Here is a 25,137-nt window from a genome sequence, read left to right on the forward strand (position 1 = left end):
TTATCCCTCATTGTGTTTACGCTGCTGTCGGATATGATCGATCAAGTATTTGGCAGCAACCCCTAATTCACTTTCACGACTCCAGACCAGATCAACATAGTATTCAAATTTAGGGGTGAAATCATACATATCCAAAATCTTGAGTTTCTTTTTAAGTTCTGGATTTTCATTGAACATCTGTAATGGCAACACACCCCAACCTAAATTACGAATAATCATCATACACGCTGAATGATGATTGTCGGTACGCCAATAGTCCTTAGAATAAAGCAATTCAGGCTTGATGCTATGATCACGGCTCGCCACCACAATTTGGCGCGTTTGTACGGCTTGCTCAAAAGAAACTTTATCCAGAAGTGCCAAAGGATGGCTCTTGGCAATCACAGGCACAAGCGCTTCTCGTTTAAGTTCTACGAATTGTTCACGGCTGTCCAGTTGCTCTCGTTCAAACATCAATGCCAACTGCGCAGATTGATCCAATAACATCTGTAAAGCATCTTCTTGTGGTGCTGAAAAGATATTAATCGCCAGACTAGGGAATTGCTGTTCTAGCAGGGTGATGTAGTCGGTCCAGTTGGTATAGAGCAGTTCTGAAACTACCACAATATTTAAGGTCGACTCTAAGCCTGTGCTCAATGCATGCGCATGCTGCTTCCATTGATTCATTTCAATCAATAATTGTTGTGTTTTCTCATAAAGCACAGTGGCTTCTGCTGTCGGGATGGGTTCACGTCCAACCCGTTCAAATAGATTGAGATTGAGATCAATTTCTAAATTGGCAATCGACATACTCACTGCAGAAGGGACTTTGCCTAATTTACGTGCCGCAGCCGAAAATGAACCTGTTTCAATAACGGTTTGAAACATGATGAGTTGTTCTTGATTAATATTCATCTGTCAAAAAAACTGAAAGAACCTAATTGGATTGATCAGTATTATAAAAATAAAATGGCACTTATCCAAACAAGAGAGTGTTATGAAATGTTGATTTCCAAAAGAAGACTCATTCATGCAATTAGCTATGAAGTGATTTTATTGGTCATCATCGCGATTGCTTTAAGTTTTATTTTTAGTATGCCACTAGAAGTAACTGGTATTTTAGGTACGATCATGGCGGTCATTTCCGTCTTCTGGAATATGATCTTTAACCATTACTTTGAAAAAGTGGAACATAAATATCAATGGCAAAGAACAATCCCAGTCCGTATTCTACATGCTATTGGATTTGAAGGCGGCTTGATGCTTGCAACCATTCCAATTATTGCGTACTTGATGAAGATGAGCTTTATTGAAGCCTTGATTCTCGATTTTGGTTTGACCATGTGTATCTTGGTGTATACATTCATCTTTCAGTGGTGTTATGACTTGGTAGAAGATCGTTTCTTCCCAAATGCAAAACTAGCATCATCATAATTGTTTGATGAAAAGCATTCTTCGGGATTGACTGAAGAGTGCTTTTTTATTGCCTGCAGTTAAGCATGATTTGATTACAGTATTGATAAAGTCAGATTGCTCAAGTTTATTTAATATCGTCAGAGCAAGTTTTAAATAATATAAGAAACAATACCAAAATTTAATGACGCTAGTTCGTAGGAGAATAAAAACATGCCAAGTGTGCTTATTGAAGTTAGGCAACAATATCCAGTCGCAGTTGAACTGGAGATCATGGAGGCAGTGCATACGGCACTGAGAGATGCTTTTAAAATCATGGCCAGTGATCGGAATGTACGTTTAATTGTGCATGAAGCACATCGCTTTCAATGCCCGCCTGAAAAGGCAAAACCCGAATGTTATACCTTGATTAGTATTGATGCATTTCTTGGACGCTCTTTAGATGCGAAACGTCAGCTGTATAAATTGATTGTGCATAATCTTGAGCCGATAGGCATTCCTAAAGATCATGTAAAAATTATGCTTCGTGAACTGCCTTCAGAAAATTTTGGTGTTCGTGGTGGTCAGGCAGCTTGTGATGTTAATTTAGGTTTTAAAATTGATGTTTAGATCAAAGTGTTAAAGAGGAAAGCTCTATCAGGGCTTTCTTTTATTTAAATAGGAAAATAGCCTAAGTAATTTTAAAAGATGAGATAAATAAAAAGATGTTTAAATTAATTTTACTCATTCTATTCATTGTTTGCCAAGTCAGCTATGCGGGCTATGATTTACATATCACAAAAAAAGAATTTTATTTTAATGAGGGGGAATGTATTACTCCTGCAGAATGGCACGCTTATATGATGCTAGATCCATCAGTAAAAAGTGATCTCCAGAATTCAGCACAAGACTTTCTAATTCTTATTGATAAGCAAGAAATTCCACTAATATATAGTCATGATTCTTGTAGTTTATCGATTAAAAATCCAAGTCCTGAAGCGATTAGGAAAATGATTGAGATTGCAAACAAACTTCATGCAACAGTACAAGGTGACGATGCTGAAATTTATATCACGCCTGAGGAAATAATTAGACGGTAATTTATAAGAAGCGGAAGCTCAAATCAGTCGTAGAAAAACTCACACTCCTCAAAAAACATCATGCTAAAATAGGGAACTTATCTTTTTAGATTGCATGATTTTCTCTATGTTTCAACAAGAAATCTCTCAATTAAACTTACAACAATTCAAAGCGGGTGAAAAACGCTGGGTCGGTTCCTTACTTGGATCATCAGCTGCATTATTATTTAAAGAAATTGCCACTCAAAATTCGAATCTTTATGTGATTATTGCAAGGAATAATCAACATCTTGCCCAGCTTGAAAGTGAGCTTGAGTTTTATGGCATAACGCCTGTTATTTTCCCTGATTGGGAAATTTTGCCTTATGACCGCTTGTCTCCGCACCAAGATATTGTTTCTGAACGTTTAGCAATTTTATCGAATATGCCACAAAAGGGTATTTTACTGGTTTCTGCCAGCACCTTGGCGCAACGTGTTGCCCCTTATTCGTGGGTCGTGGGTGAGCACTTTGATATCAAAGTCGGGCAGAAGTTAGACCTCGAAGCACAAAAGAAACAATTGGTTCAAGCAGGCTATCGTTTAGTTGACACGGTTTATGATCATGGTGAATTTGCAGTTCGCGGTAGCATCATGGATATTTTTGCATCTGGACAAGATGAACCGATTCGAATTGATTTATTTGATGATGAAATTGAAAGTCTAAAGTTCTTTGATCCAGAAACTCAAAGAACGACGGAATCCTTAAAGAACTTTACGGTGTTGCCTGCAAAAGAGTTTCCACTCAAAGAAGGGCGCTCTACCTTTAGAGATCGCTATGCAGAAAGCTTCCCAACTGCAAATCCAAAGAAAAATCCGATTTATCAGGATGTATTAGAGGGAATTGCAACGCCCGGTTTAGAGTTTTATTTGCCATTATTTTTTGATAAGAAGCTGATGGAAGCGCAGAGTATGTTGACGACATACTTACCAGATAATTGCGTTGTCATTACAAATAGTGAAATTGAAGATGATTTAATGAACTTCTGGAAAGAAGTGATGCGTCGTTATGAAGATCGACGTCATAACATTGATCAACCAATCCTACCGCCAGAAGAATTATTTTTAATGCCTAACCATGTTTTACAGGCATTAAATCAATTCCCTCGAATTTTGGCTTCAGCAGAAGCTTTCGAGACCAAGGCGGGTGTACTCAATGTCGCGGCTGAACAACCACCTAAACTAGCAGTTGATCCGAAAAAAGAACAACCGTTTGAGGCAGTAAAACATTATATCGACCAAGCCAAGCATCCTGTTTTATTGGTCGCTGAGAGTGCTGGTCGCCGTGAGACCTTAAAAGATGCGTTGCGTGGTGTATTGGGTGAAATTCAAAACGTAGACAGTTTTGCTCAGTTCCAAAAAGATAAGTTGCAGGTTGCGATTACCAGTGCGCCACTAGATCGAGGGCTGTTGCTGAGTAATCAGCTGTCGGTGATTTCGGAAAATCAACTTTATGAACACCGTGTGGTGCAGCGCCGTCGTAAGCGTCAGCAAGAAGTATCTGAAGAGTTCTTGATTCGTAGTTTAACCGAGCTGAGTATTGGTGCACCTGTGGTGCATATCGATCATGGTGTAGGGCGTTATGCAGGTTTAATTACGCTAGAAATCGATGAGCAGGATCATGAATTCTTGCAGCTTGATTATGCAGATGGTGCGAAAGTCTATGTGCCGGTAACCAATTTACATCTGATTAGCCGCTATAGTGGGGGTGATCCTGATTTAGCCCCACTGCATAAATTGGGTACGGATACTTGGAGCAAAGCGAAGCGCAAAGCTTTGGAACAAATCCATGATGTTGCCGCAGAGCTATTACATATTCAGGCCCGTCGTCAATCCAAACCTGGTTTTGCTTTTGAGCTGGATCATACGGGATATATGCAATTCTCCAGTGGCTTTGCCTATGAAGAAACTTTAGACCAAGCTAACGCAATTGAAGCAACCATCCATGATATGCAGCTGGCCAAACCGATGGATCGTTTGGTTTGTGGTGATGTGGGCTTTGGTAAAACCGAAGTGGCAATGCGTGCAGCATTTGTTGCGGTACAAAATAATAAGCAAGTTGCAGTTCTGGTACCGACGACTTTGTTAGCACAGCAACACTATGAATCCTTTAAAGATCGTTTTGCCGATACAGCGGTACGTATTGAAGTATTGTCGCGTTTTGGCAGCAATAAAACCCACCTAAAAATCATTGAAGATCTTGCCGAAGGTAAAGTCGACATCGTGGTCGGCACGCATAAAATTCTGCAAGAAAATATCCAGTTCAAGAATCTTGGACTTATGATTGTCGATGAGGAACACCGTTTTGGTGTCCGTGATAAAGAACGGATTAAAGCCTTACGTGCTGATGTGGATATGTTGACTCTAACGGCGACGCCAATTCCACGTACTTTAAATATGGCATTCTCTGGTATGCGTGATCTGTCGATCATTGCAACACCACCAGCACGTCGTTTAGCCGTTAAAACCTTTGTACAAGAACATACTGATGATTCAGTCAAAGAAGCGATTCTGCGTGAGTTGTTACGTGGTGGTCAGGTTTACCTATTGCATAATGAGGTGGATACCATTGAACGTGCCGCTGAAACAATTCGTAATTTAGTCCCTGAAGCACGGGTGGCTGTGGCACATGGGCAAATGCGTGAACGTGAACTTGAGCAGGTGATGCAGCAGTTCTATCACAAAGAATATAACGTGTTGGTGTGCTCAACCATCATCGAAACAGGTATTGATGTCCCAAATGCCAATACCATCATCATTGAGCGTGCCGATAAATTAGGACTTGCGCAATTACATCAATTGCGTGGTCGTGTCGGACGTTCGCATCACCAAGCCTATGCCTATTTATTGGTTCCATCGATCAAGCACCTGAAAGGTGATGCTGAAAAACGTTTAGATGCCATTCAACGTGCTTCAACTTTGGGTGCTGGTTTTATGCTGGCAACTGAAGACTTGGAGATTCGAGGCGCGGGTGAATTACTTGGTGAGCAGCAAAGCGGCTCAATGCAGGCGATTGGTTATAGCCTGTATATGGAAATGCTCGAAAAAGCGACCAAAGCCATTCAAAAAGGTAAAACACCTAATTTTGATGCGCCGTTGTCATTAACAGCCGAAATTAACTTGCATATGCCAGCCTTGATCCCAGATGACTATCTAGGTGATGTCCATCAACGTTTGTTGTTCTATAAGCGTATCAGTAATACCGATAGCCAAGAGAAACTCGACAATATTCGTATGGAGTTGATTGATCGTTTTGGTATTCCACCACAACCTGTGAAGCAATTGTTTAGTGTGCATCAGCTGCGCTTGCGTGCAGAGCAGTTAGGTATTACCAAAATTGACATCAATACTAATGGGGGATACATCGAGTTTGCACCTGATACCCCTGTACAGGCGATCAGTATCATTCAACTAATGCAGAAAAATCCGACCTATTACCGAATGGAAGGTGGTCAACGCTTGAAAGTTATGGTGCAATTAGCAGAGTACGATAAACGGATTCAGTTTATTGTGGACTTGTTGAATAAGTTATTGAGTGAGTTAAATTGAGGCTTTTAAGCACTTGATTTGATGGTTAATTGAGCAAGTTCTGTTTTTTAGCAAATGCATTCCTGTTTTTGATCAGATGTTCATGCAATAAATGAGGAAAATCATTGTTATTTGTAATCAAACGGGTTACTAATAATATTCACATCAAAACTGATGTGATAGTATTGATCATCATTATTCTGCATCATTTATAAAGATATGTTTAGTTTGCATCCACAACTTGCTCAAGATACATTTTTTGTAGGCGACTTCCCGCTTTCAACATGTCGTTTAATGAATGATATGCAATTTCCTTGGTTGATCCTGATTCCGCGTGTTCCAGGTGTCACAGAATTATATGAATTAAGCCAAGCAGACCAAGAACAGTTTTTACGTGAATCGAGCTGGTTATCAAGCCAATTGTCACGTGTATTCCGTGCAGACAAGATGAATGTAGCAGCTTTAGGAAACGTTGTTCCTCAGCTTCATTTTCATCATGTAGTACGTTATCAAAATGATGTTGCATGGCCTAAGCCAGTGTGGGGAACACCAGCGGTGCCTTATAGCAATGAAGTACTTGCGCACATGCGTCAAACGTTAATGCTGGCATTGCGTGGACAGGGTGATATGCCATTTGATTGGCGTATGGACTGATCCAGAAAATAGAATAAATACAGTATTCTATAATAAAAAAAGGAGGATAGAGTGCCACTAGATAGGTTGATTGATAAAGAACCTAGACAGTTTGCTTATTTTCATCGTTTGATGGGATATTCGATTCTGTCACTAATTCTGGTAATTTATACATTTACCTCAACTAGTGCTAGCTATCAACTCTACCTTCTTCCTTTATTACTCATTTATTTTCTGTTTTGTCCCCGTTTAGAAAAATGGCTGCAATATAAATTTGATAAAAAAATAGAAAAAAATGTTCTTTTCGGCAATGAGGCTGTGATCATTGCGCTGGTTCTTGCCGCATTGCATCTCAGTTTAGTTCCCACCTTTACGATCCTATTTGGATTGCTGTATGTCGGATTGAACAATAAAATTTCTCTGCCAGTCTCTTGTTTAATCGGTTTGATTGGCGTCATTGTTTTCTATTTCAGTACTTTTGTGATTTTTGGCGCGGAAGAATATTTCGAACCAACCAATCCTGAATTAACAGTCGTTAGTTTGCTTGGTTTGATGATGTTTATCGTGATTGGTAACTATTATCAGCACCGTCGCTTGAATATTCTGGGGCAACAACGCCAGCATTATCATAATCAAATGACGCGCTATATTGCATTTGCCAATCAGCTTAGCCGTTATGCGCCATTGCAGTTATGGCAGTCAATCATGCGTGGTGAGGCAGAGGCAAAAATTGAATATAAGCGTAAAAAACTAACCATTTTCTTCTCGGATATTCAAGGTTTTACTGAACTTTCTGAAACCTTAATCCCAGACGATTTAGCTTTCCTACTGAATGATTATTTGAGTCATATGACTGAAATTGCAAAACAGTATGAGGCGACAGTCGACAAGTTTATGGGTGATGCGATTCTTATTTTCTTTGGTGATCCAAATTCGCAAGGCGTTGAGCAAGATGCAAAATCTTGCGTAGAAATGGCGATTGCGATGCGACAACAAATGAAATTATTACGTGAACGCTGGAAGAAAATGGGTTATCCCGCTTTGCATATCCGTATGGGCATTAGTACAGGTTATTGTCACGTCGGGAACTATGGTGCTTCTCATCGTATGGCCTATACCATTGTTGGTCGTGACGTAAACTTGGCAGCACGTTTGCAGTCTGCGGCTGAAGTTGATGAAATTCTGATTGCAGATGATACCCATCAACTGATTAAAAATGAGTTTTTGTGTGTGCCTAAGGTGCCAATTTATCTAAAAGGCATTCAAGGTCCTGTTAAAACATGGCAGGTGATGGAGAAATTCACAGGCAAAAAATCAGATACGCAAAAATGGTTCGATTTCGATTATAAAGGCTTCCATTTGGTTCTGAATCTGGAAGAAGTACAGAACTATGAATATCCAGAGCTGGTCGAGATCTTGGAAAATATGGTTCAGCGGATCAAGACCCAGCAAAAAATTACCAATGCACAGGGCATCCCAAAACTGACTTTGGATGATGAAGTCAGATAATCTTCAGTATAATTTTTTTAATTCAAGCTGTTATTTCTAGTGAAACAATCGTTGTATGGTTTTGGGAAACAATTGCACCGAAGTTTTGTTGATATCTTAATTCTAATAAAGAGAATAAATAAAAAATGCAGCAAGTGATAGAAAACCTAAATACGGCGATGCTGGATAATTTGGATATTAAGGATTTAATCTTAAAATTACCAAAACCATTAAGACCATATTTACAGGTAGCACCTTCTATGTGGATGTATGATGATCCGCTTTATGCTCAAATCAAAGCAATGCCTATGTTATATACGACGGGTAAAATTGTCTGGGCATCATTGGTACAAGCGAATAGGAATTTATTTGAACCTGAGTGGATATCGTGTGCTGGAGAGGTTGTATTTGATCCATCGGGGAAAATGCAGCCTGTTCAACTTGTGGAAGCGGCAGAGCAATTGTTTTCCCTAAAGGGAACTACTCCAAATGTCTTGGATCAACAGAATTATGCAGCGCATTTGACCAATGAATTTACACGAGTATTTAATTATCCTTTTCCACAAAGTTTAGCGACTTTACCCTTAAAGATGTCTTCCATGTGGTTTGAGTATCGACATTTACCAGGTGGGCTTCTTGCAATGAAGGTTTTTCCAATCATTGTGTCAGAGCAAAACCCTAATTATATTATGCCTTTACCATCTTATTTTTGGCCAAATAACTTCTTTAAAGATAAGTGGCTGGAACTGGCTGCGCGAGAAAATGGTGGTGGTTTATATGATGTGGAGAAGGAGGTACTTAATAAGATTACGAATAAAGTATATTTAGAAGAAATTCTACTTCAACCTAAATTACCTCAAATTTTTGAAGAACAAATACCGCGAGAATCTGCTGTTACAAGTTCATCAAAAACTAAACTTAGTTGGTTTTTCTTGCCCTTTTTAGCCGTGATTTTGCTGTGTTTATTTATTTTTCTTAATAAATAAAAAACTCCTCGTGAACGAAGAGTTTTTATTTGAACTTTGGAAATTAATCGATTTAGATATCTTTAATGATTTTCCGAAGCATGGTTGATGGTGTATTTAGGAATCTCGATTTCTAAATCTTCATCAACGATCTCTACTTGGCAAGACAGGCGAGAATCTGGTTCTAGGCCCCATGCACGGTCAAGTAAGTCGGCTTCTACATCATTCATCTCTTCAAGGCTGTCAAAACCTTTACGTACAACCACGTGACACGTGGTGCAGGCTGCAGACATGTCACAAGCATGTTCAATTTTAATGCCATTTTTTAATAAGCTTTGGCATAAATTGGCGTTATGTTCGACTTCAAATTCTGCACCTTCAGGGCAAATTTGTGCATGAGGAAGAACTTTAATACGTGGCATATTGATCACCTATACCTTTAGTTTGAGTTTGACCAATCTTCAAGTTTCGTACCTTTTAAGGCATGGTCAATATGTCGGTTCATACGAAGCGCGGCAAAGGCATCGCTATGAATTTTAAGTTGTTGAACGGCATGTTCAATCGCTGCCAGCTCATCTGTTTTAAGACGGGCTCTTAACGCTTCAGCAGCAAGAATTAAGTCACGAGCCTGTTGCTGAGAGAGCAAATCAGTATCTGCTTTTAACGCTTGCTCTAAAGCCTCCAACTCACGTTGTGCTTCAACTTTGGTTTCTTGCAAGTGACGAAGATGTTTATCTTCCTCTGCATATTGGAAACCTTCAACCAGTAAGCGCTCAGTGTCTGCCGAAGATAGACCATAAGATGGTTTGATATCGATTTGTGCTTGAACACCAGACGTTGTTTCTTTCGCAGATACTGTGAGTAAGCCATCGGCATCGACTTGGAACGTTACTTCAATACGCGCTTGACCAGCAGTCATTGGTGGGATGCCATGTAATACAAAGCGTCCCAATGAACGGCAATGCTCAACCAGATCACGTTCACCTTGCACCACATGAATCAACATCGCGGTTTGGCCATCTTGATAAGTGGTAAATTCTTGACGGCGTGCAACAGGAATCGCAGTGTTTCGTGAAATCAAACGTTCAACCAGTCCACCCATGGTTTCTAGGCCAAGAGAGAGTGGGGTCACATCAAGTAATAATGAGCCATCTTGGCTATTACCAATGAGCTGATTGGCAGTAATTGATGCGCCAATCGCAACCACTTCATCTGGGTTGATAGTGCAAAGAGGTTCACGCTTGAATAATTCACGTACCGCTTTTTGTACTGCATAAGAGCGGGTAGAGCCGCCCACAAGAACCACATGTTCAATGTCATCGAGTTCAAGTTTGGCATCGCGTAATACCCGTTTGCAGACACTCATGGTTTTATCGAGTGCAACTTGAATAATAGATTCGAAAGTTGAACGATCTAAAGTCAGACGATCATCCAATAGTTTTAATTCAGCAGAATCATGGTCTGTTAAATGTTCTTTGGCTTGACGTGCGGCCATGATGAAAACAGCGTATTCTTCATCACTTAAAGTATCGATATTGAGCTGTTTTTTCGCCCATTTTACGATTAAGCGATCAAGATCATCACCACCAAGGGCCGTGTGTCCACCTGTTGCAAGAACTTCAAATACGCCTTGCGAAAAACGTAAAATCGATACGTCAAAAGTACCACCACCTAGATCGTAAATGACGTAGTTACGGTCAGTACTGAGATTGGTGTCTTGATCTAATCCATACGCAACAGCGGCTGCTGTAGGTTCATTTAATAAACGTAAAACATTTAAGCCTGCGAGTTGAGCAGCATCACGTGTGGCTTGACGTTGTGCTTCATCAAAATAAGCAGGAACGGTAATCACCGCACCATTTACCGGATTACTCAGGCTTGCTTCAGCACGATCTTTTAACTGTTTTAAAATTTCAGCAGAAATTTCGACTGGTGTTTTACGACCAGCAGCGGTTTCAAATGCCGGCATTTCATTTTCTGCACCTACGAGTGTGTAGGGATGCTGGAATTTGATATCTGCTTGCGAGCGACCCATAAAGCGTTTTACTGAAACAACTGTATTTTTAGGATCAGTCAGCATAAAAGGTTTAGCTTCATAGCCAAACGTGGTTGCATCCTTTGCATAGTGAACAATAGACGGCAGTAATACTCGGTCTTTGTCATCTTGTAGAACTTTCGGTTTTCCCGATAGCACTGTCGCCACTAAAGAGTGGGTTGTCCCTAAGTCAATGCCGATCGCAATACGATGTTGATGCGGGGCAGTAGCTTGACCTGGTTCAGCAATTTGCAAAAGCGCCATGCGTGCGGTATCCCTTGAAAATAATCGGTAACAGCGGATTAAAAATCATCATCGAGGTCGAAGCTCTCTTCTTCGTCCAACATGCGATCTTCAGCTTTATCAATATCATTCATAACACGTTGGAAAAAACGTAATTTACGAACAGTATCACGTGCTTCTGCCCAGTCTTCGTCAGCAAAATCAATTTTAAATTCGCGAACTAAACCATCGATCCACTGTTGAATTTCAACTTTTAGTGTATTTAATTGCTCTGTAGATGTTGCTTCATCTAATTGTTCACGCATTTCGAGTGCAGATTGCAAAAATTCAAAATCACTAATGGATTGATCCAGATGATGATCTTGTTTTTTTAAGGCAAGCAGATACGCAGCACGACTATCAACTTGTGAAAGTACTTTAAATGCCTGATTGATTTCGCTCGACTTGATCAATGCCAGATCTTTGTCAGTGGCTTTATCTGGGTGATATTGCTGTTGCAAACTTAAAAACTGTTTTTTTAAAGCTGCTAAATCTATATCGAGTGCTTCGGGTAATTGGAACAACTCAAAATGATTCATGGGAGATGAATTCCGCTATTGATAAATACGTTAAAACAGTGCGGAACACACTGTTTTGACGAAAAGAAAGAGGGGTGTTGCCAGTTAAACAGTAAATGATTCACCGCAACCACATTCACCTTTTTGATTTGGGTTGTTAAATTCAAAGCCTTCATTTAGACCATTTTTGACATAGTCCATCTCTAAACCATTGAGATAAACCAAGCTTTTCGGGTCAACAAATACTTTAACACCAAGTTGTTCAAATACTTGGTCATGCGTGTCGACATCATCGACAAACTCAAGTACATAAGCCAACCCAGAACAACCCGAAGTTTTCACGCCAATACGAATGCCTTCGCCCTTACCACGATTTTGCAGGTAATTGCTGATGTGACTCGCAGCATTTTCAGTTAAATGGATCATGAAAACTCCAATGTTATTTCGTTCATCAATTAAGCTTTCGCTTTCTTGCCACGATAGTCTTCAATCGCAGCTTTAATTGCATCTTCAGCCAATACAGAGCAGTGTACTTTTACTGGTGGAAGTGCAAGCTCAGTCGCAATATCAATATTCTTGATTGATTGAGCTTCATCAAGCGTTTTACCTTTTAACCACTCGGTTACAAGAGAACTTGATGCAATTGCAGAACCACAGCCGTAAGTTTTGAAGCGAGCTTCTTCAATTACGCCATTGTCATCGACTTGAATTTGTAAACGCATTACGTCGCCACACGCTGGTGCACCGACCATACCTGTACCTACGTTTTCTGCATTTTTGTCTAAAACGCCAACATTACGAGGGTTTTCGTAATGATCAATTACTTTTTCGCTATAAGCCATGTTGCTTCTCCAAACCTCGGGGTCAGCCTAATATTAATATGAGGGTAAAAACACGTTTTTCAATTGAGGGTTCAATGAATTAGTGTTCAGCCCATTCAACTGTTGAAAGGTCGATACCTTCTTTGTACATATCCCAAAGCGGAGAAAGTTCACGCAACTTCTCAACTGCAGCTTTGGTAATTGTTAACACGTGATCAATATCTGCTTCAGTTGTGTATTTACCAAAACTGAAACGGATTGAACTGTGTGCTAACTCATCAGATAAACCTAAAGCACGTAAAACGTATGAAGGCTCTAAAGTTGCAGATGTACATGCTGAACCGCTTGAAACAGCAACATCTTTCAGTGCCATCATCAGTGATTCACCTTCAACAAAGTTGAAGCTGACATTTAGATAGTTTGCAACGTTTTGTGTTGGGTGGCCATTCAAGAACACTTGTTCAAGGTCTTGTAAACCATTCCAAAGCTTGTCGCGTAATTTACGGATACGCTCTTGCTCTGCTTGCATCGTTTTGCCAGCAATTTCAAAAGCCTCACCCATACCAACAATTTGGTGTGTCGCTAAAGTACCAGAACGCATACCACGCTCATGACCACCACCGTGCATTTGTGCTTTTAAGCGAACACGTGGGCTACGGCGAACAAAAAGTGCACCAATACCTTTAGGGCCATAAATTTTGTGACCAGAGAAACTCATCAAGTCGACTTTCATGGTTGAAAGATCAATTTCAACTTTACCAGCTGCTTGAGCGGCATCGACATGGAAGAATGTTTTATTGGCACGAGTTAATTCACCAATTGCAGCAACGTCTGTTACGGTACCGATTTCATTGTTCACCATCATGAGTGATACAAGAATGGTATCAGGGCGTAAAGCTGCTTTAACCATTTCAGGTGTAATTAAACCTGTACGTGGTTCTGGTTCTAAATATGTAATTTCGAAACCTTGTTCTTCAAGCTCACGGCAAGGATCTAACACAGCTTTGTGTTCGATTTTACTTGTAATGATGTGTTTGCCTTTTGAGCCGTAGAATTGAGCAATCCCTTTTAATGCAAGGTTGTCAGATTCAGTCGCACCTGAAGTCCAAACGATTTCACGAGGGTCTGCTTTGATTAAATTTGCAACTTGCTCACGCGCATACTCAGCTTTTTCTTCGGCTTGCCAACCATAAGCATGTGAACGTGACGCAGGGTTACCAAAAGTCCCTTCGAACGTTAAACACTCCACCATACGTTCTGCAACTTCAGGCAGTACAGGAGTGGTTGCTGCGTAATCAAGATAAATTGGACGTTTCATGTCAAATACCTGTAACCGATAGAAGGGCTGAATCTAAACTTGGTGAATTTTGGCGTAGAGCAACAGTTTGAACGTTGTCACGCGCAATTAAATCAGCAAGCGTGATTTTTGCGAGATAATCGGCAATATGGTGGGAGAGTTCTTGCCATAAGTCGTGCGTTAAACACATTGCACCATTCTGGCAGTTGCCTTTGTGGTCACAACGGGTTGCATCAACAGTTTCATTTACAGCTTCGATAATTTCTAGCACGGTGATTTCACTTGCAGTGCGCGCAAGGTGATAGCCACCATTTGCACCACGAACGCTTGAAACTAACCCATGACGTTTAAGTTTTGCGAATAACTGTTCTAAATAAGCGACTGAAATGGATTGGCGTGCTGCTATTTCCGCAAGCGTGATCGTTTGTTCAGTTGGCTGCAAAGCTAAATCAAGTAGAGCAGTCACTGCGTAACGACCGCGAGTTGTAAGACGCATGATTCGGTACACATGGTTAGACTAGATAGGTAAATTTTATGAATTCCGACTAAAATAGTCAAGTTTTAAATTGTCATTATCAGTGTGAAAAGTAAAATATATTGGAATTATTGTATCCACGTATTATAAACAAAAAAGGCAATGAAAATAAAGCTCAATACCGCAAAGCTGATATTAATCAAGCGCTGACGTTTTTGCAGGCGGTGAATACGGTTTTGATATTGTTTTACTTCAACCAACAAAGTGTTGATTTCAGAGCGCTGCTGATCAATTTTATCTAAGAGTGGGGCAATGCGTTGCTGAGATGCAACGGCTTCAGCTTCATCATTGAATAGATTTAACCATTGTTTCCAGTTTGCCAGAATGCTCGAGAGCGTAAGGTGTGGAAGTAAATCTAAAAATTCTTCAGCGAGAACGGCATCACCAAGGATACGCATATTGGTAATGCTACGCTGATTGTTAAACACAAAAATCTTAATCAGATCGATGAGTGTGCTATTAATCTCTAAATCGATGTTACGATCCAGTGCTTTCATATCGAACAACAGACCTTTTTCGGTAAATTGGATATAAAAGTCAAAGAACGGAATGTAGCTATTGATGCGAATCGTCATCTTTTTATCGATGAGCTTTTTTGCTTGCAAGCGCAATCCCGCATCATGCGTAAGGACGAAGGAGAAAAAAGTTTCTAAAACAATGATGACAATGTTTAGCAACAAATGGGGGTGTTTATGTCTTTGTTGCGTATCACTCATAGATCTCTTTTTCCTTGCCAATAACGTTAAAACAATAAAATCAGTAAACTTTGAGTATCCTTACTCAATTGTTAAAAATAATTTACATGACTTTATTGCTTTGTAGAACAGTTTTTTAAAACGATCAAGTCTTAACTTTGATATTATAAAAACATTTTTATGGTTAAATACGACATACTGTTTGTAAAGAGCTTAGGAGTAATGGTCAATGGATAACTCAAACATAGAAAATCCTAACGAAGAAGCTGAAGTAAAAACTAAGCCAAAATCAAAGAGTTCTAAAAAATCTGCACTGGATTTCAAAAAATATACACAACAAATTTGGCTTGCTGGTTTGGGTGCTTTTTCACGTGCTGAAGAAGAAGGAAATAAATTGTTTGACTCACTGGTCAAGGTCGGTGAAGAGCTTGAGTCGAAAACAGTCGATTTCGCAGACAATACGGTTGGCAAGGTCACAGAGAAAGCCAAAGAGTCTGTAACAGATACCAAAGACAAAGTTGAAAAGATTTTAGATACGGGCGTAAATCACTCTTTGAATCGTATTGGCTTGGTGACGCCGAAGGATCTTCAGCATATCGAACAGCTTCTTGTGCAGTTGCATATCAAAGTGGATGCATTGATTGAAGAAAATAACCAATTGAAGGCTAAATTGAATAAAAAGTAAAAAAAATGCAGGTAACTGGTCCGTTTATGTCGTTTTTCAGTATTTATTTTAATTAAAAGGTCTTTCTAGTATTGCGTTCTCCCCCAAAGCATTGCTATAAAGGCGTCATGGCCTTTTAAACTATAGCCTTGGATCTTAACAAACGATATTAAGAGGATATTTTTTATCATGAATAAATCAGAATTAATTGATGCGATTGCTGAAAAAGGGGGAGTGTCTAAATCGGATGCTGGTAAGGCACTCGATGCGACAATTGCATCAATCACTGAAGCACTTAAAAAAGGTGACACGGTTACTTTAGTTGGTTTCGGTACTTTCAGCGTGAAAGAACGTGCTGCTCGTACTGGTCGTAACCCTAAGACTGGTGAAGAACTTCAAATCAAAGCAAGTAAAGTACCTAGCTTCAAAGCTGGTAAGGGTTTAAAAGATTCGGTTGCGTAATCTTTTTAAATCAATAAACGCACCATTCAGGGTGCGTTTTTTATTTATTGAATGAAAAAGTTAATTTGATCTTTATTCTGCATTCATTCGTCTTTGTTTTTCAGTTAAAATTGCCCCGAAATAAAATATTGGAATTCTTATGGAATCGTTTCGTACTCTCATTAAGGGTTGGTTGGGTAAAGTCCTGCTCGTTTTGTTTTTGACCCCTTTAGCACTTGTAGGGATTGAAGGATATTTTAGTGGTAGCAATAAAGCAGACGTTGCGAAATCGGTAAACGGTCAAGATATTTCTAATAAAGAATTAGAAAGTGCAACCAAGAACTATAAAGACCAGTATTTGTCATTGGTCAAAGGTGATGAGTCTCTTTTAAATTTACCTGTCATTCAAGAAAAAGCATTGGATGCACTTGTTGCACGCAGTTTGTTGCAACAGCAAGCTGAAAAGTTAGGTATGACTTTAAGTGATGTACAGCTTGAGCAAATGTTAGCTCAGCAGCCAAGCTTCCAAGAAAATGGACAGTTTTCACAAAAATTATATGAAAACTATTTACGTTCTGTGGGAATGACGAATCAGGCGTTGATTGCTAGCTTGCGTCAAGACCATGCTCTTAAAATGATTTCAACATCATTGATGGATTATGCATTGGTGAGCAAGTCTGATGTACAGCAGTTAGCTAATTTGCAAACGGAACAACGTACTTTGCATTTGGCAAGTATTAAGTTAGATGATTATAAAAAAGGTGTGACAGTATCGAATCAAGAAATTGCTGACTATTACAACAAGCATAAAAACGAGTTTAAGCAAGTTGCCAGTGTTGATGTTGATTATGTTGTGCTTACACCAGCATTATTGCCGAAAGCAAACCTTGCGGTAACTGAAGCTGATTTACAGCAAGCTTATACTGCATTTGTGGACAAGCAACAAAAAGATGTAAAGCGTGAAGTTAAGCATATCTTAATTACCACAGATGCGCGTGATGACGCGGCTGCTCAGAAACTTGCCAATGAAGTTTACGCTAAAATTCAAGCAGGTGAGTCATTTGCTCAAGCAGCGGCTCAGTACTCTGAAGACCCAAGCTCTAAAGCGAATGGCGGTTTAGTTGAAGCTTATGCACCTGGGGTATTCTCAGCTGACTTTGATAATGCGGTTACTGCATTGAAAAATGGCCAGATTTCTAAACCTGTTAAAACACAATATGGTTATCACATCATTGAAGCCAATGCACCAGTTGCCAATATTCCTTCCTTTGAGGCTGAAAAAGCACGTTTAACGGCTGAGGTTGAAAAATCGAAAGCTGCGAATTTATTCAGTGATACAGTGAATAATTTAAACGAAATGGTTGTTGGTGGTGATTCACTTGATGTTGTTGCGCAAGAAGTAAAAGGTGCACGTATTGAATCTGCTAATGCTGTGACCTTAACAACCGATAATCCATATTTAAGTGATTTGAGTGTTAAAGCAAAATTGTTCAATGATGATGTGAAAAACGGTGATCGTAATGCATCTTCAAATATTCAAATGGCGAATGGTGATACGATTTGGATCAAAGTACGTAATTACCATGCAGCAGGTGTAAAACCTTTAAACGAGGCAACTGCTGATGTCAAAGCGAAAGTCATTGAAGCAAAAGCATACAAAGCTGCTCAAGCGAAAATTGCAGCAATCCTTGCTGACTTTAAAACTCAGCCAGCGGCTCAGGTGGTTGCTAAATCTCAAGTCACTTTTGAAAATGCAGGCACATTCGCTCGTTCACAAGGTTTAAAACGTCCTATTGAACGTGCAGCATTCAGCATTCCTGCACCAAGCAAAGATGGTTTATGGTCTGCAACGACTGCCAAGTTGCCAAATGAATTAGTGATCGTTGCTGTTTCAAATGTGAATAGTAGCGTAGCAAGCACTTTACCAGCAGAACAGTTACAAGAGTTGAATAAGCTTTATCAACAGTTCCGTGGTCAGCAGGTCTTGGAAGACTATACTGAATACTTGAAATCACAAGCAAAGATCAAATAAGTTTGTTCTAAGCATAAAAAAGCCAGTTTAAACAAACTGGCTTTTTTATTGGAGGCGATAAACTATTTTTTCTGAATAAATTTAGCTTCTTCAGATTGTGGGTATTGGCTGAGCAGCTTGCTTTTATATTGATTTGCTAAAGCAGTGTTTTTGTCTACTTCTTTGGCAATACTATATAACTGATAAACCGCACGAGACGCTTTAGCAGAATTTGGATAGCGTGTTGCTACAATATTATAGTTCTGTTTGGCAGCCTTATAGTCTACAGGCTCAACGGCTAAGTAAAATTCAGCTAACCAAAAATATGCATTACCAACATAAATACCATTCGGATGGTTTTTAATGAAGTTTTGCATTGGTTGAATGGCTTTTTTTGCACCACCTTGTTTATAGGCATCAAGTGCAACAGTATAGGCTGCTTTTTCTAACTCGATTTGATTGGTGGTATTGCTGGTTGTTGCTGTATTGGGCTGTGGTGGTTGCTCGGCGGCTGGTGCTTGTGGTTTCACAGGTGGTGTCTGTTGCTGTGCTGCGGGTGCTGTCGGTGCAATAACAGGTGCAGCCGTATCTGTGGCCGCGCCTGCCGTAGCTCCATCTTGAGCTTCAGGGTTATCTTCTGGTGGATCAATTTTTTGCGAAAGCAGTTCTAAGCGTTGATCAAGATCAGTATAGCGATTGGTGAGCTCTTTCTTTAATTGCTCTATCGCATTGTCATGTTCTTCAAGTTGACCACGTAACTTACGAATTTCTTCTTCAAGTTTTTGGTTCTTTTGCATGATTTCCCAGTTCAAGCTTGGAGAACCTGCAACAACATTATTGGCCTGTTGTTGGCTTAAAGAGCGCGATTCAATAGGAACATTGGCATATAAATGTGCACTGCTGAGCAGGGCAATAAAAAGTACGGAATGCTTTTTTAGCATAAAAATTCATCCATAAGTTGAAATATAAAGCTGTGGTCGAACAAGTCTTCACCTTTTACTTGCAACACACCAGATATAGATTTTTGATTAAGCCATTAAAACAGCAACTCATTTAAATGCAATAAGCATTTACAATCTTCAAGCACTTTTGAAGGAAATTGGTTGGTTGTTGTTTAATGTTTAAACACAATTAAAATAAATAGATAACAAATATATAGAGATTGATGAGGAATTAGGCAGTTGAGTTGAAAACTCGCTGAAAAACAGAGACAAGGCTTGCAACTCGGATAAAAATCTCTATACTTTGTCAGGCAATGGTAGCCCTGCTGGTAGCTTCGCAATTGTACTCTACGAACCCCGCCAGGACCGGAAGGTAGCAACGGTAGTAGAACTATGATGTGCCGAAGTCATGCTGGTAGGGCTGCCACCATTTATTCCTCTTCGCTCGTTCGAGCAATCGCTTTCATAATTACCCCCATATCAAAACCACGATATTGCAAAAATCGAACTTGTTTCGCTTTGATTTTAGGGTCAGTTGCGACTTCTTCTCCAAATTTTTTGACCTTAAGCTGATAGGCTTGATCAACCCAGTCTACTTCTTGAAGTTCCTCAGTAATCAGCTCTGCATCCAGTTGTTTTGCTTTTAATGCCTGTTTGATTCGTTGTAAGCCTTTACCTTTTCTAATTTGGCTGGCGAGCGTCAGCTCAGCGACACGTTGATCACTTTGATAGTTCTGTTGTGCTAATTCTTCGACAAGGTTGGCCACTTCATCTGGATTGATTGCATAGAGATTTAGTTTGCTGATTAATTCAGCTTTTGAATAATCACGACGCGTGAGCAGGGCAAAAGCATAGGAGCGTAATCGTTGCCCAGTGAGCGTTTTAGGTTTCTCGGTTTGATCTGAATTAAACATGCCTTCCTCATTAAAAAACGCCCCGAAGGGCGTTTCAGTTTAGATTTCTAGTAAATCTGGTTCTTCTTCGATCTCATTTTGAGCTGCTTCGTTTTTATTCTTGGTGAGAAGCTGTTCACGAATGATTTTTTCAATTTCTTGAGCCATCAATGGATTCTCTTCAAAATGACGAATCACATTATTTTTACCCTGCCCAATTTTGTTACCTTGGTATGAATACCAAGCACCTGCTTTTTGAACGATATCTTGTTGAACGGCTAAGTCAACGAGTTCGCCCAACTGGTTGGTACCTCGACCATACATGATCTGGAAGACCGCTTCTTTGAACGGAGGTGCCATCTTGTTTTTAACAACTTTAACGCGTGTTTCGTTACCTGTAATTTCATCGCCTTCTTTTACTGCACCGATACGACGAATATCTAAACGAACTGAAGCGTAGAATTTAAGCGCATTACCACCAGTCGTTGTTTCTGGGCTACCAAACATGACACCAATCTTCATACGGATTTGGTTAATGAAGATCACCATACAGTTCGAACGTTTTGCATTACCTGTGATTTTACGCAGTGCCTGACTCATCAAACGCGCTTGTAAGCCCATGTGTGAATCACCCATTTCGCCTTCAATTTCAGCTTTAGGCGTTAATGCAGCAACGGAGTCGACAACGATGAGATCAATTGCACCTGAACGAACCAACATGTCAGCAATTTCTAATGCCTGTTCACCGTGGTCGGGCTGTGAAACCAATAGGTTATCAATATCTACACCGAGTTTACGTGCATATTCAGGGTCTAAGGCATGTTCTGCATCGATAAATGCACATGTACCGCCATTCTTTTGACATTGTGCAATTGCTTGCAATGTCATGGTGGTTTTACCTGAAGATTCAGGACCGTAAATTTCAACAATACGACCCTTAGGTAATCCGCCAATCCCTAATGCGATATCGAGTGTTAAAGAACCCGTAGAAACAGCTTCAACTGCTAATACAGTGTTATCACCTAAGCGCATCACGGTATTTTTACCAAATTGCTTTTCAATCTGACCTAAGGCAGCTTGTAGCGCTTTACTTTTATTATCATCCATCTCAAAACCTCAAAACTTTATTTCTTAACGACTAACCCAAGTGGATGTATTGAATCTCAACTTGTTGGGACTTGAGTATAGTGGCAGATTCTAGTTGTTTATTCTACATCTGATCTGTGTCTATGCGACACGAGATGACGCATCCAAAAATAGAAAATATTCATCCCATCTATTCATCATGATAAGACCAGGATTCTACATTTTCTTGTTTAAAACGATTGATATCACGACGATCTTTTTTACTTGGTCGATGATCAGGTCGGGCTAGATTATGCAATTTTCGTTGTGAGGCATGCAACTCTCTGCGGGTAATACTTTCTGCTGTTTCTTCATAAAGCAGTTGCGCCATTGGTGCACCACCGCGGATGGCGGAAAGTGCTTTCACAACCACAGTTTTTTTATCGAGACCCTGTTGAATGGTGAGTTCCATTCCAACACGCACATCTCTAGAAACTTTAACGCGATCATTGTTGTGATGGACTTTGCCACCTTCAATCGCAGCTTTGGCAATTGAGCGTGTTTTAAAAAAACGAGCCGCCCAAAGCCATTTATCAATGCGCATGGCATCCATGCTTTCTGCTTCATGCTGTTTTGGCATCTGTTACCTGTTGGTTGGTTTCAAGATAATCAAAAAGTTCGGTTAAATGATCAAGTGCAGGGTATGGCAGCTCAGTTGCGGCTTTCGCAGCTTTGCTACTAGACGGCTGTAGAATACTGAATAACTGGCAGATACCAAAGTCTTCTGCACCTTTGAGCACGGCAACTGTATCGTCAATAAATACTGCTTGTGCGGGATCAAATGGGTGCAATTGTTGTAGCTTTTGCCAAAAAGCAACTTCTTCTTTGGCATGCCCGAGTTCTTCGCTACTGATCATAAGTTCAAAGTAGGGGCTTAGTTCTACATTTTCAAGTTTGAGTTGTAAGCCTGCACGATCTGCATTGGTCAGTAACCAACAGCGATAACCTTGGGCATTGAGTTGCTGCAGGAGTTGATGGCAGCCGACGCGAGCACGAATTTTTTCGCGATGCTCGTATTGCAGTTGTAATACATCAACTCCAACTTTAGCCGTCCAGTACGCCGAAGAATACCAAGATAGTGTATGCTTGTGTTGTTGGTAGAATTGAAACAGTGTTTGTTGGCTTTGCTCCAGCGTACATTGATGTACTTGAGCGTGTCGTTCAGGCAAACAATGATTCCAAATAAAATCATCAAAGGCTAAATCGAGTAAGGTGCCATCCATGTCAAACATGGCGATTGGTTGCTGCTGTAAATCTGAATATGACATAAGGTTGGTCTATGTTTATTAAAACGCTTGCTCCACAAGATCAGTTAATTTCACAACTTGTTCCGATCATGGCGCAGGCAAGTCAAATATTGTTGGAAGAATACCAAAGTTATTGTGCTGGTTGCGAGTTTAATATTCAGGAAAAAAGCGATGATTCGCCTGTAACGCAGGCTGATTTAAAGGTAAATCACTTTTTATTAAAGCACTTAGCGACAGTGACGCCTGAATTACCTGTGCTATCAGAAGAGAGTGATTACTCTGCTCGAGCGGCATGGCAGCGCTGTTGGATGCTAGATCCTCTGGATGGGACTAAAGAGTTTATTCATGAGCGTGACGAGTTCACGATTAATCTGAGTTTGATTGACGGTCACCAGACCATATTTGCGATTATTGCTGTGCCATGCGAGCAGGTGATGTACATCGGACATACCTCGCAATTACCGTATAAATATAGTTTTAGTCGACAAGAGTGGTTCCAATATCAGCTTGAAGAGCATGATATGGTGGCTCCTTTACAAATCGGTTTGAGCCATAACAGTAAAAATCCAAAATATAAAAACTTTATCGAGCCAATCTTACAAAATCGTAAGGTAGAGCGTCGTGAAGCAGGCAGTGCTTATAAGTTTTGTATGATGCTTGAAGGTGAAATTGACATTTATCCTCGGTTCCATCCAACATCAGAATGGGACACCAGCTCAGGCCAAGCCTTGTTAGAAAGTATTGGTGGTGGCTTGATGACCTTGGATCAAAAACCATTTCTATATAATCAACGCGAGACTGTGTTGAATGGTGGCTTTATCGCTTATCGTGATCAGCATTGCAAAAATATTGCATACGATGCGCTCAGTCGTTCTGGCATTTTAGATTGAGTGTTATCTGGCTCATGCTATAGTGAGTTAAATTAAAGCCTGTATGTGAATATGACTCTGCATTTATTGCCTAAAAGTATGTTTGAAGCAATTGATTTACTGCCAGATGCTTCAACGCCTGTGACTTTGTTTACACGCCACTCTTTACGTGAATTGGTGAATGGGCAAGGTTTGGCAGGCTATGATCTACAGTTGACTGAACAAGGTCGGGATTTGGCTTATGCTTGGGGGCAATATTTAATTCAAAATACGGATCGGGCGATTCAACATTGTATTTCCAGCCCGATTCAGCGCTGTGTGGATACTGCTGCTTTGATGATTGAAGGCGCTGATGAAACACGTAAAGTCGTTAATACCCATCAAATTGAAATTGTTGAGCAGCGTTTGTTGGTTGAACCGGGTAGCTTCGTGTTGGATATACAGCAGGCTGCACCTTATTTTCGTAAACAAGGTGCTTTAGGTTTTATTAATAGTTTTGTCAATAATGCTTTACCTGGGATGAAACATCCCATTACAGGCGTATTTGATGTATTGGAATTGCTTTATCATACCCATCCTACACAACAGAATGGTTTAAGCTTGGCTGTAAGTCATGACACGATTCTTGCTGCCATTGTTGCGGTGATTTCTGGTAAAAATCAAATTGAACAAACGGATTGGCCAGACATGATGGAGGGTTTGTTTGTATGGTTTGAGGGTGAGGACTTTGCGGAAAGTCAATTAAAATGGATTTGGCGTGGTGAGCGGCAAGCGTTAGAAATAAAGCAGTTTTTGAATCGCTAGTTCTAATTGATAATAAAAATGTTGCTTTGAAATATTAAAATCAAATCGGATAATAACTCACTAATCAAGAGCATTAGACTGCTGTTGATGTGAATCCAAACCGATCATTTGGATTCAAATATCAACATGATTGAATTAAAGTCTGATTAACCACATTTTCCAATTTTTTGTCCTTCGATATTGCTGAGGTTTGCTTGCAACTTGGTTGAAGCTGAACAGTGAATATTCCCTGAAATTATTGACTTATCTAAACTTAATATTGTCGCAGCTTGTGCAATATGTATATCACCACTGACACTTGAGTTAATTAATTTGATTGCTTTTGCTTGGTTAGCTTGAATGCTGCCTTGGATAGACGAGCTATTTAAAATCAAACTGCCACCTTTCCCGATATTTACATCGCCTTCAATTGACGAATTGTTGAGTGTGCAATTTGCACCTGCGGGAACAGTGAGAGCACTGACCGTATTGTTCTCGATCGTATTTGTGCAGCTTGCAGCAAAACTGAGACTACTGCATGAAAAAAGTGCGACTGCGATGATAACCTTCCCATTCTTATTCATTTGGCTCTCCAGTTTTTGTAGATTGATTGTTGCTCAAAACTTAAATTTAAATGAATTCTATATGCCTGAAATAGGTAGTTTGAGTGAGGGAAGTGTAGTGCTGTTGGTGGGGTTATGTTCAATTTGGAAATGTAAATAAAATTGAATTAGATTAAAAGTGTAATAAATCCAGTATTTCTTGTTTTTACGATAAATTAATTTCCCTTCCTGCTATTTAAGTTGATAGTATATATAAATACATGATTTATATTAACTTTAACTAATTAACTTAATTTGTCATTAACGATAATTTATC

The 25,137-nt window shown here is 39.9% G+C and carries 27 protein-coding genes and 1 other RNA gene; 13 read left to right on the forward strand and 15 right to left on the reverse strand.

From position 1 onward, the window contains the following. A complete protein-coding gene (locus tag WA352_RS10805; protein ID WP_004807994.1) occupies window positions 1-894 on the reverse strand; it encodes a LysR family transcriptional regulator in 894 nt (297 codons plus the stop codon). 87 nt (window positions 895-981) lie between these two features. On the opposite strand from WA352_RS10805, the gene aceI reads away from it, so the two are divergent. The 7 genes from aceI to WA352_RS10840 all read left to right on the forward strand — a co-directional run bounded on the left by aceI (window position 982) and on the right by WA352_RS10840 (window position 9,122). Next, the gene (gene aceI / locus WA352_RS10810) at window positions 982-1,413 is read left to right on the forward strand and encodes a chlorhexidine efflux PACE transporter AceI (RefSeq protein WP_336142620.1); all 432 of its coding nucleotides are present in this window, start codon (window positions 982-984) and stop codon (window positions 1,411-1,413) included. Window positions 1,414-1,605: 192 nt separating this feature from the next. Then, the gene (locus WA352_RS10815; RefSeq protein ID WP_004652967.1) at window positions 1,606-2,001 is read left to right on the forward strand and encodes a tautomerase family protein; all 396 of its coding nucleotides are present in this window, start codon (window positions 1,606-1,608) and stop codon (window positions 1,999-2,001) included. Between the two features lie 95 nt (window positions 2,002-2,096). Beyond that, window positions 2,097-2,471, forward strand: coding sequence for a hypothetical protein (locus WA352_RS10820; protein ID WP_023270024.1), 375 nt, complete (start codon window positions 2,097-2,099; stop codon window positions 2,469-2,471). A 106-nt stretch (window positions 2,472-2,577) separates the two neighbouring features. Beyond that, window positions 2,578-6,036 (forward strand): transcription-repair coupling factor, encoded by a 3,459-nt coding sequence (mfd, locus tag WA352_RS10825; RefSeq protein WP_033134096.1) that lies wholly within the window; start codon window positions 2,578-2,580, stop codon window positions 6,034-6,036. Between the two features lie 198 nt (window positions 6,037-6,234). Further along, window positions 6,235-6,669 (forward strand): HIT domain-containing protein, encoded by a 435-nt coding sequence (locus tag WA352_RS10830; protein ID WP_004807988.1) that lies wholly within the window; start codon window positions 6,235-6,237, stop codon window positions 6,667-6,669. A 51-nt stretch (window positions 6,670-6,720) separates the two neighbouring features. After that, window positions 6,721-8,157: an adenylate/guanylate cyclase domain-containing protein gene (locus WA352_RS10835; RefSeq protein WP_004807987.1), complete on the forward strand. Its 1,437-nt coding sequence runs from the start codon at window positions 6,721-6,723 to the stop codon at window positions 8,155-8,157. Window positions 8,158-8,282: 125 nt separating this feature from the next. Next, complete coding sequence (locus WA352_RS10840; RefSeq protein ID WP_033134095.1) at window positions 8,283-9,122, forward strand: hypothetical protein; 840 nt, start codon at window positions 8,283-8,285, stop codon at window positions 9,120-9,122. 62 nt (window positions 9,123-9,184) lie between these two features. On the opposite strand, the gene fdx is transcribed toward WA352_RS10840, so the two are convergent. The 8 genes from fdx to WA352_RS10880 form a co-directional block, all read right to left on the reverse strand. Next, on the reverse strand, window positions 9,185-9,523 hold the full coding sequence (fdx, locus tag WA352_RS10845) for an ISC system 2Fe-2S type ferredoxin (protein ID WP_004652975.1): 339 nt from the start codon (window positions 9,521-9,523) through the stop codon (window positions 9,185-9,187). 17 nt (window positions 9,524-9,540) lie between these two features. Further along, window positions 9,541-11,400 carry a Fe-S protein assembly chaperone HscA gene (hscA, locus tag WA352_RS10850; protein ID WP_033134094.1) on the reverse strand — a complete coding sequence of 620 codons (1,860 nt, stop codon included), beginning with the start codon at window positions 11,398-11,400 and terminating at the stop codon, window positions 9,541-9,543. A 38-nt stretch (window positions 11,401-11,438) separates the two neighbouring features. Continuing rightward, a complete protein-coding gene (gene hscB, locus WA352_RS10855; RefSeq protein WP_005189614.1) occupies window positions 11,439-11,957 on the reverse strand; it encodes a Fe-S protein assembly co-chaperone HscB in 519 nt (172 codons plus the stop codon). A gap of 84 nt (window positions 11,958-12,041) precedes the next feature. Next, on the reverse strand, window positions 12,042-12,362 hold the full coding sequence (gene iscA / locus WA352_RS10860) for an iron-sulfur cluster assembly protein IscA (protein WP_004807977.1): 321 nt from the start codon (window positions 12,360-12,362) through the stop codon (window positions 12,042-12,044). A 29-nt stretch (window positions 12,363-12,391) separates the two neighbouring features. Beyond that, a complete protein-coding gene (iscU, locus tag WA352_RS10865) occupies window positions 12,392-12,778 on the reverse strand; it encodes a Fe-S cluster assembly scaffold IscU (RefSeq protein ID WP_004652980.1) in 387 nt (128 codons plus the stop codon). Between the two features lie 79 nt (window positions 12,779-12,857). Further along, window positions 12,858-14,075 (reverse strand): IscS subfamily cysteine desulfurase, encoded by a 1,218-nt coding sequence (locus WA352_RS10870; protein WP_004807975.1) that lies wholly within the window; start codon window positions 14,073-14,075, stop codon window positions 12,858-12,860. A 1-nt stretch (window position 14,076) separates the two neighbouring features. Beyond that, window positions 14,077-14,550: an Rrf2 family transcriptional regulator gene (locus WA352_RS10875; protein WP_004807972.1), complete on the reverse strand. Its 474-nt coding sequence runs from the start codon at window positions 14,548-14,550 to the stop codon at window positions 14,077-14,079. Between the two features lie 107 nt (window positions 14,551-14,657). After that, complete coding sequence (locus WA352_RS10880; RefSeq protein WP_004807970.1) at window positions 14,658-15,305, reverse strand: hypothetical protein; 648 nt, start codon at window positions 15,303-15,305, stop codon at window positions 14,658-14,660. Window positions 15,306-15,513: 208 nt separating this feature from the next. Here WA352_RS10880 and WA352_RS10885 point away from each other — a divergent pair, with 208 nt between their 5' ends. The 3 genes from WA352_RS10885 (at window position 15,514) to WA352_RS10895 (ending at window position 18,421) form a co-directional block, all read left to right on the forward strand. Further along, window positions 15,514-15,969 carry a phasin family protein gene (locus WA352_RS10885; protein WP_004807968.1) on the forward strand — a complete coding sequence of 152 codons (456 nt, stop codon included), beginning with the start codon at window positions 15,514-15,516 and terminating at the stop codon, window positions 15,967-15,969. Between the two features lie 168 nt (window positions 15,970-16,137). Continuing rightward, window positions 16,138-16,410 carry an HU family DNA-binding protein gene (locus WA352_RS10890; protein ID WP_004639426.1) on the forward strand — a complete coding sequence of 91 codons (273 nt, stop codon included), beginning with the start codon at window positions 16,138-16,140 and terminating at the stop codon, window positions 16,408-16,410. A 139-nt stretch (window positions 16,411-16,549) separates the two neighbouring features. After that, window positions 16,550-18,421: a SurA N-terminal domain-containing protein gene (locus WA352_RS10895; RefSeq protein ID WP_033134093.1), complete on the forward strand. Its 1,872-nt coding sequence runs from the start codon at window positions 16,550-16,552 to the stop codon at window positions 18,419-18,421. Window positions 18,422-18,483: 62 nt separating this feature from the next. On the opposite strand, the gene WA352_RS10900 is transcribed toward WA352_RS10895, so the two are convergent. After that, the gene (locus WA352_RS10900) at window positions 18,484-19,341 is read right to left on the reverse strand and encodes a YbgF trimerization domain-containing protein (RefSeq protein WP_004807964.1); all 858 of its coding nucleotides are present in this window, start codon (window positions 19,339-19,341) and stop codon (window positions 18,484-18,486) included. A gap of 324 nt (window positions 19,342-19,665) precedes the next feature. Here WA352_RS10900 and ffs point away from each other — a divergent pair. Beyond that, window positions 19,666-19,762, forward strand: an RNA gene (gene ffs, locus WA352_RS10905) — signal recognition particle sRNA small type. A 10-nt stretch (window positions 19,763-19,772) separates the two neighbouring features. Here the strand turns inward: ffs and WA352_RS10910 are convergent. The 4 genes from WA352_RS10910 to WA352_RS10925 form a co-directional block, all read right to left on the reverse strand. Beyond that, the gene (locus WA352_RS10910) at window positions 19,773-20,255 is read right to left on the reverse strand and encodes a regulatory protein RecX (protein ID WP_005202859.1); all 483 of its coding nucleotides are present in this window, start codon (window positions 20,253-20,255) and stop codon (window positions 19,773-19,775) included. A gap of 39 nt (window positions 20,256-20,294) precedes the next feature. After that, window positions 20,295-21,341, reverse strand: coding sequence for a recombinase RecA (gene recA, locus WA352_RS10915; protein ID WP_004807961.1), 1,047 nt, complete (start codon window positions 21,339-21,341; stop codon window positions 20,295-20,297). A gap of 169 nt (window positions 21,342-21,510) precedes the next feature. Continuing rightward, entirely contained in the window at window positions 21,511-21,939 is a 429-nt protein-coding gene (locus WA352_RS10920) for an RNA-binding S4 domain-containing protein (RefSeq protein WP_004807958.1), read from the reverse strand. Then, complete coding sequence (locus WA352_RS10925) at window positions 21,923-22,627, reverse strand: HAD-IA family hydrolase (protein ID WP_033134092.1); 705 nt, start codon at window positions 22,625-22,627, stop codon at window positions 21,923-21,925. The genes WA352_RS10920 and WA352_RS10925 overlap by 17 nt, the downstream gene beginning before the upstream one ends. Window positions 22,628-22,638: 11 nt before the next feature. Here WA352_RS10925 and WA352_RS10930 point away from each other — a divergent pair, with 11 nt between their 5' ends. Together WA352_RS10930 and WA352_RS10935 are read left to right on the forward strand one after the other, a co-directional pair. Then, window positions 22,639-23,496, forward strand: a complete 858-nt coding sequence (locus WA352_RS10930; RefSeq protein WP_033134091.1) for a 3'(2'),5'-bisphosphate nucleotidase CysQ family protein — start codon at window positions 22,639-22,641, stop codon at window positions 23,494-23,496. Window positions 23,497-23,547: 51 nt separating this feature from the next. Further along, window positions 23,548-24,279 carry a histidine phosphatase family protein gene (locus WA352_RS10935; protein ID WP_005202872.1) on the forward strand — a complete coding sequence of 244 codons (732 nt, stop codon included), beginning with the start codon at window positions 23,548-23,550 and terminating at the stop codon, window positions 24,277-24,279. Between the two features lie 146 nt (window positions 24,280-24,425). Here the strand turns inward: WA352_RS10935 and WA352_RS10940 are convergent, their stop codons facing one another. Continuing rightward, window positions 24,426-24,842 carry a hypothetical protein gene (locus tag WA352_RS10940; RefSeq protein ID WP_241345345.1) on the reverse strand — a complete coding sequence of 139 codons (417 nt, stop codon included), beginning with the start codon at window positions 24,840-24,842 and terminating at the stop codon, window positions 24,426-24,428. Window positions 24,843-25,137 lie beyond the last annotated feature (295 nt).

It is taken from the genome of Acinetobacter sp. 102 (genome assembly GCF_037028485.1).
Classification (GTDB): Bacteria; Pseudomonadota; Gammaproteobacteria; order Pseudomonadales; family Moraxellaceae; genus Acinetobacter; species Acinetobacter higginsii.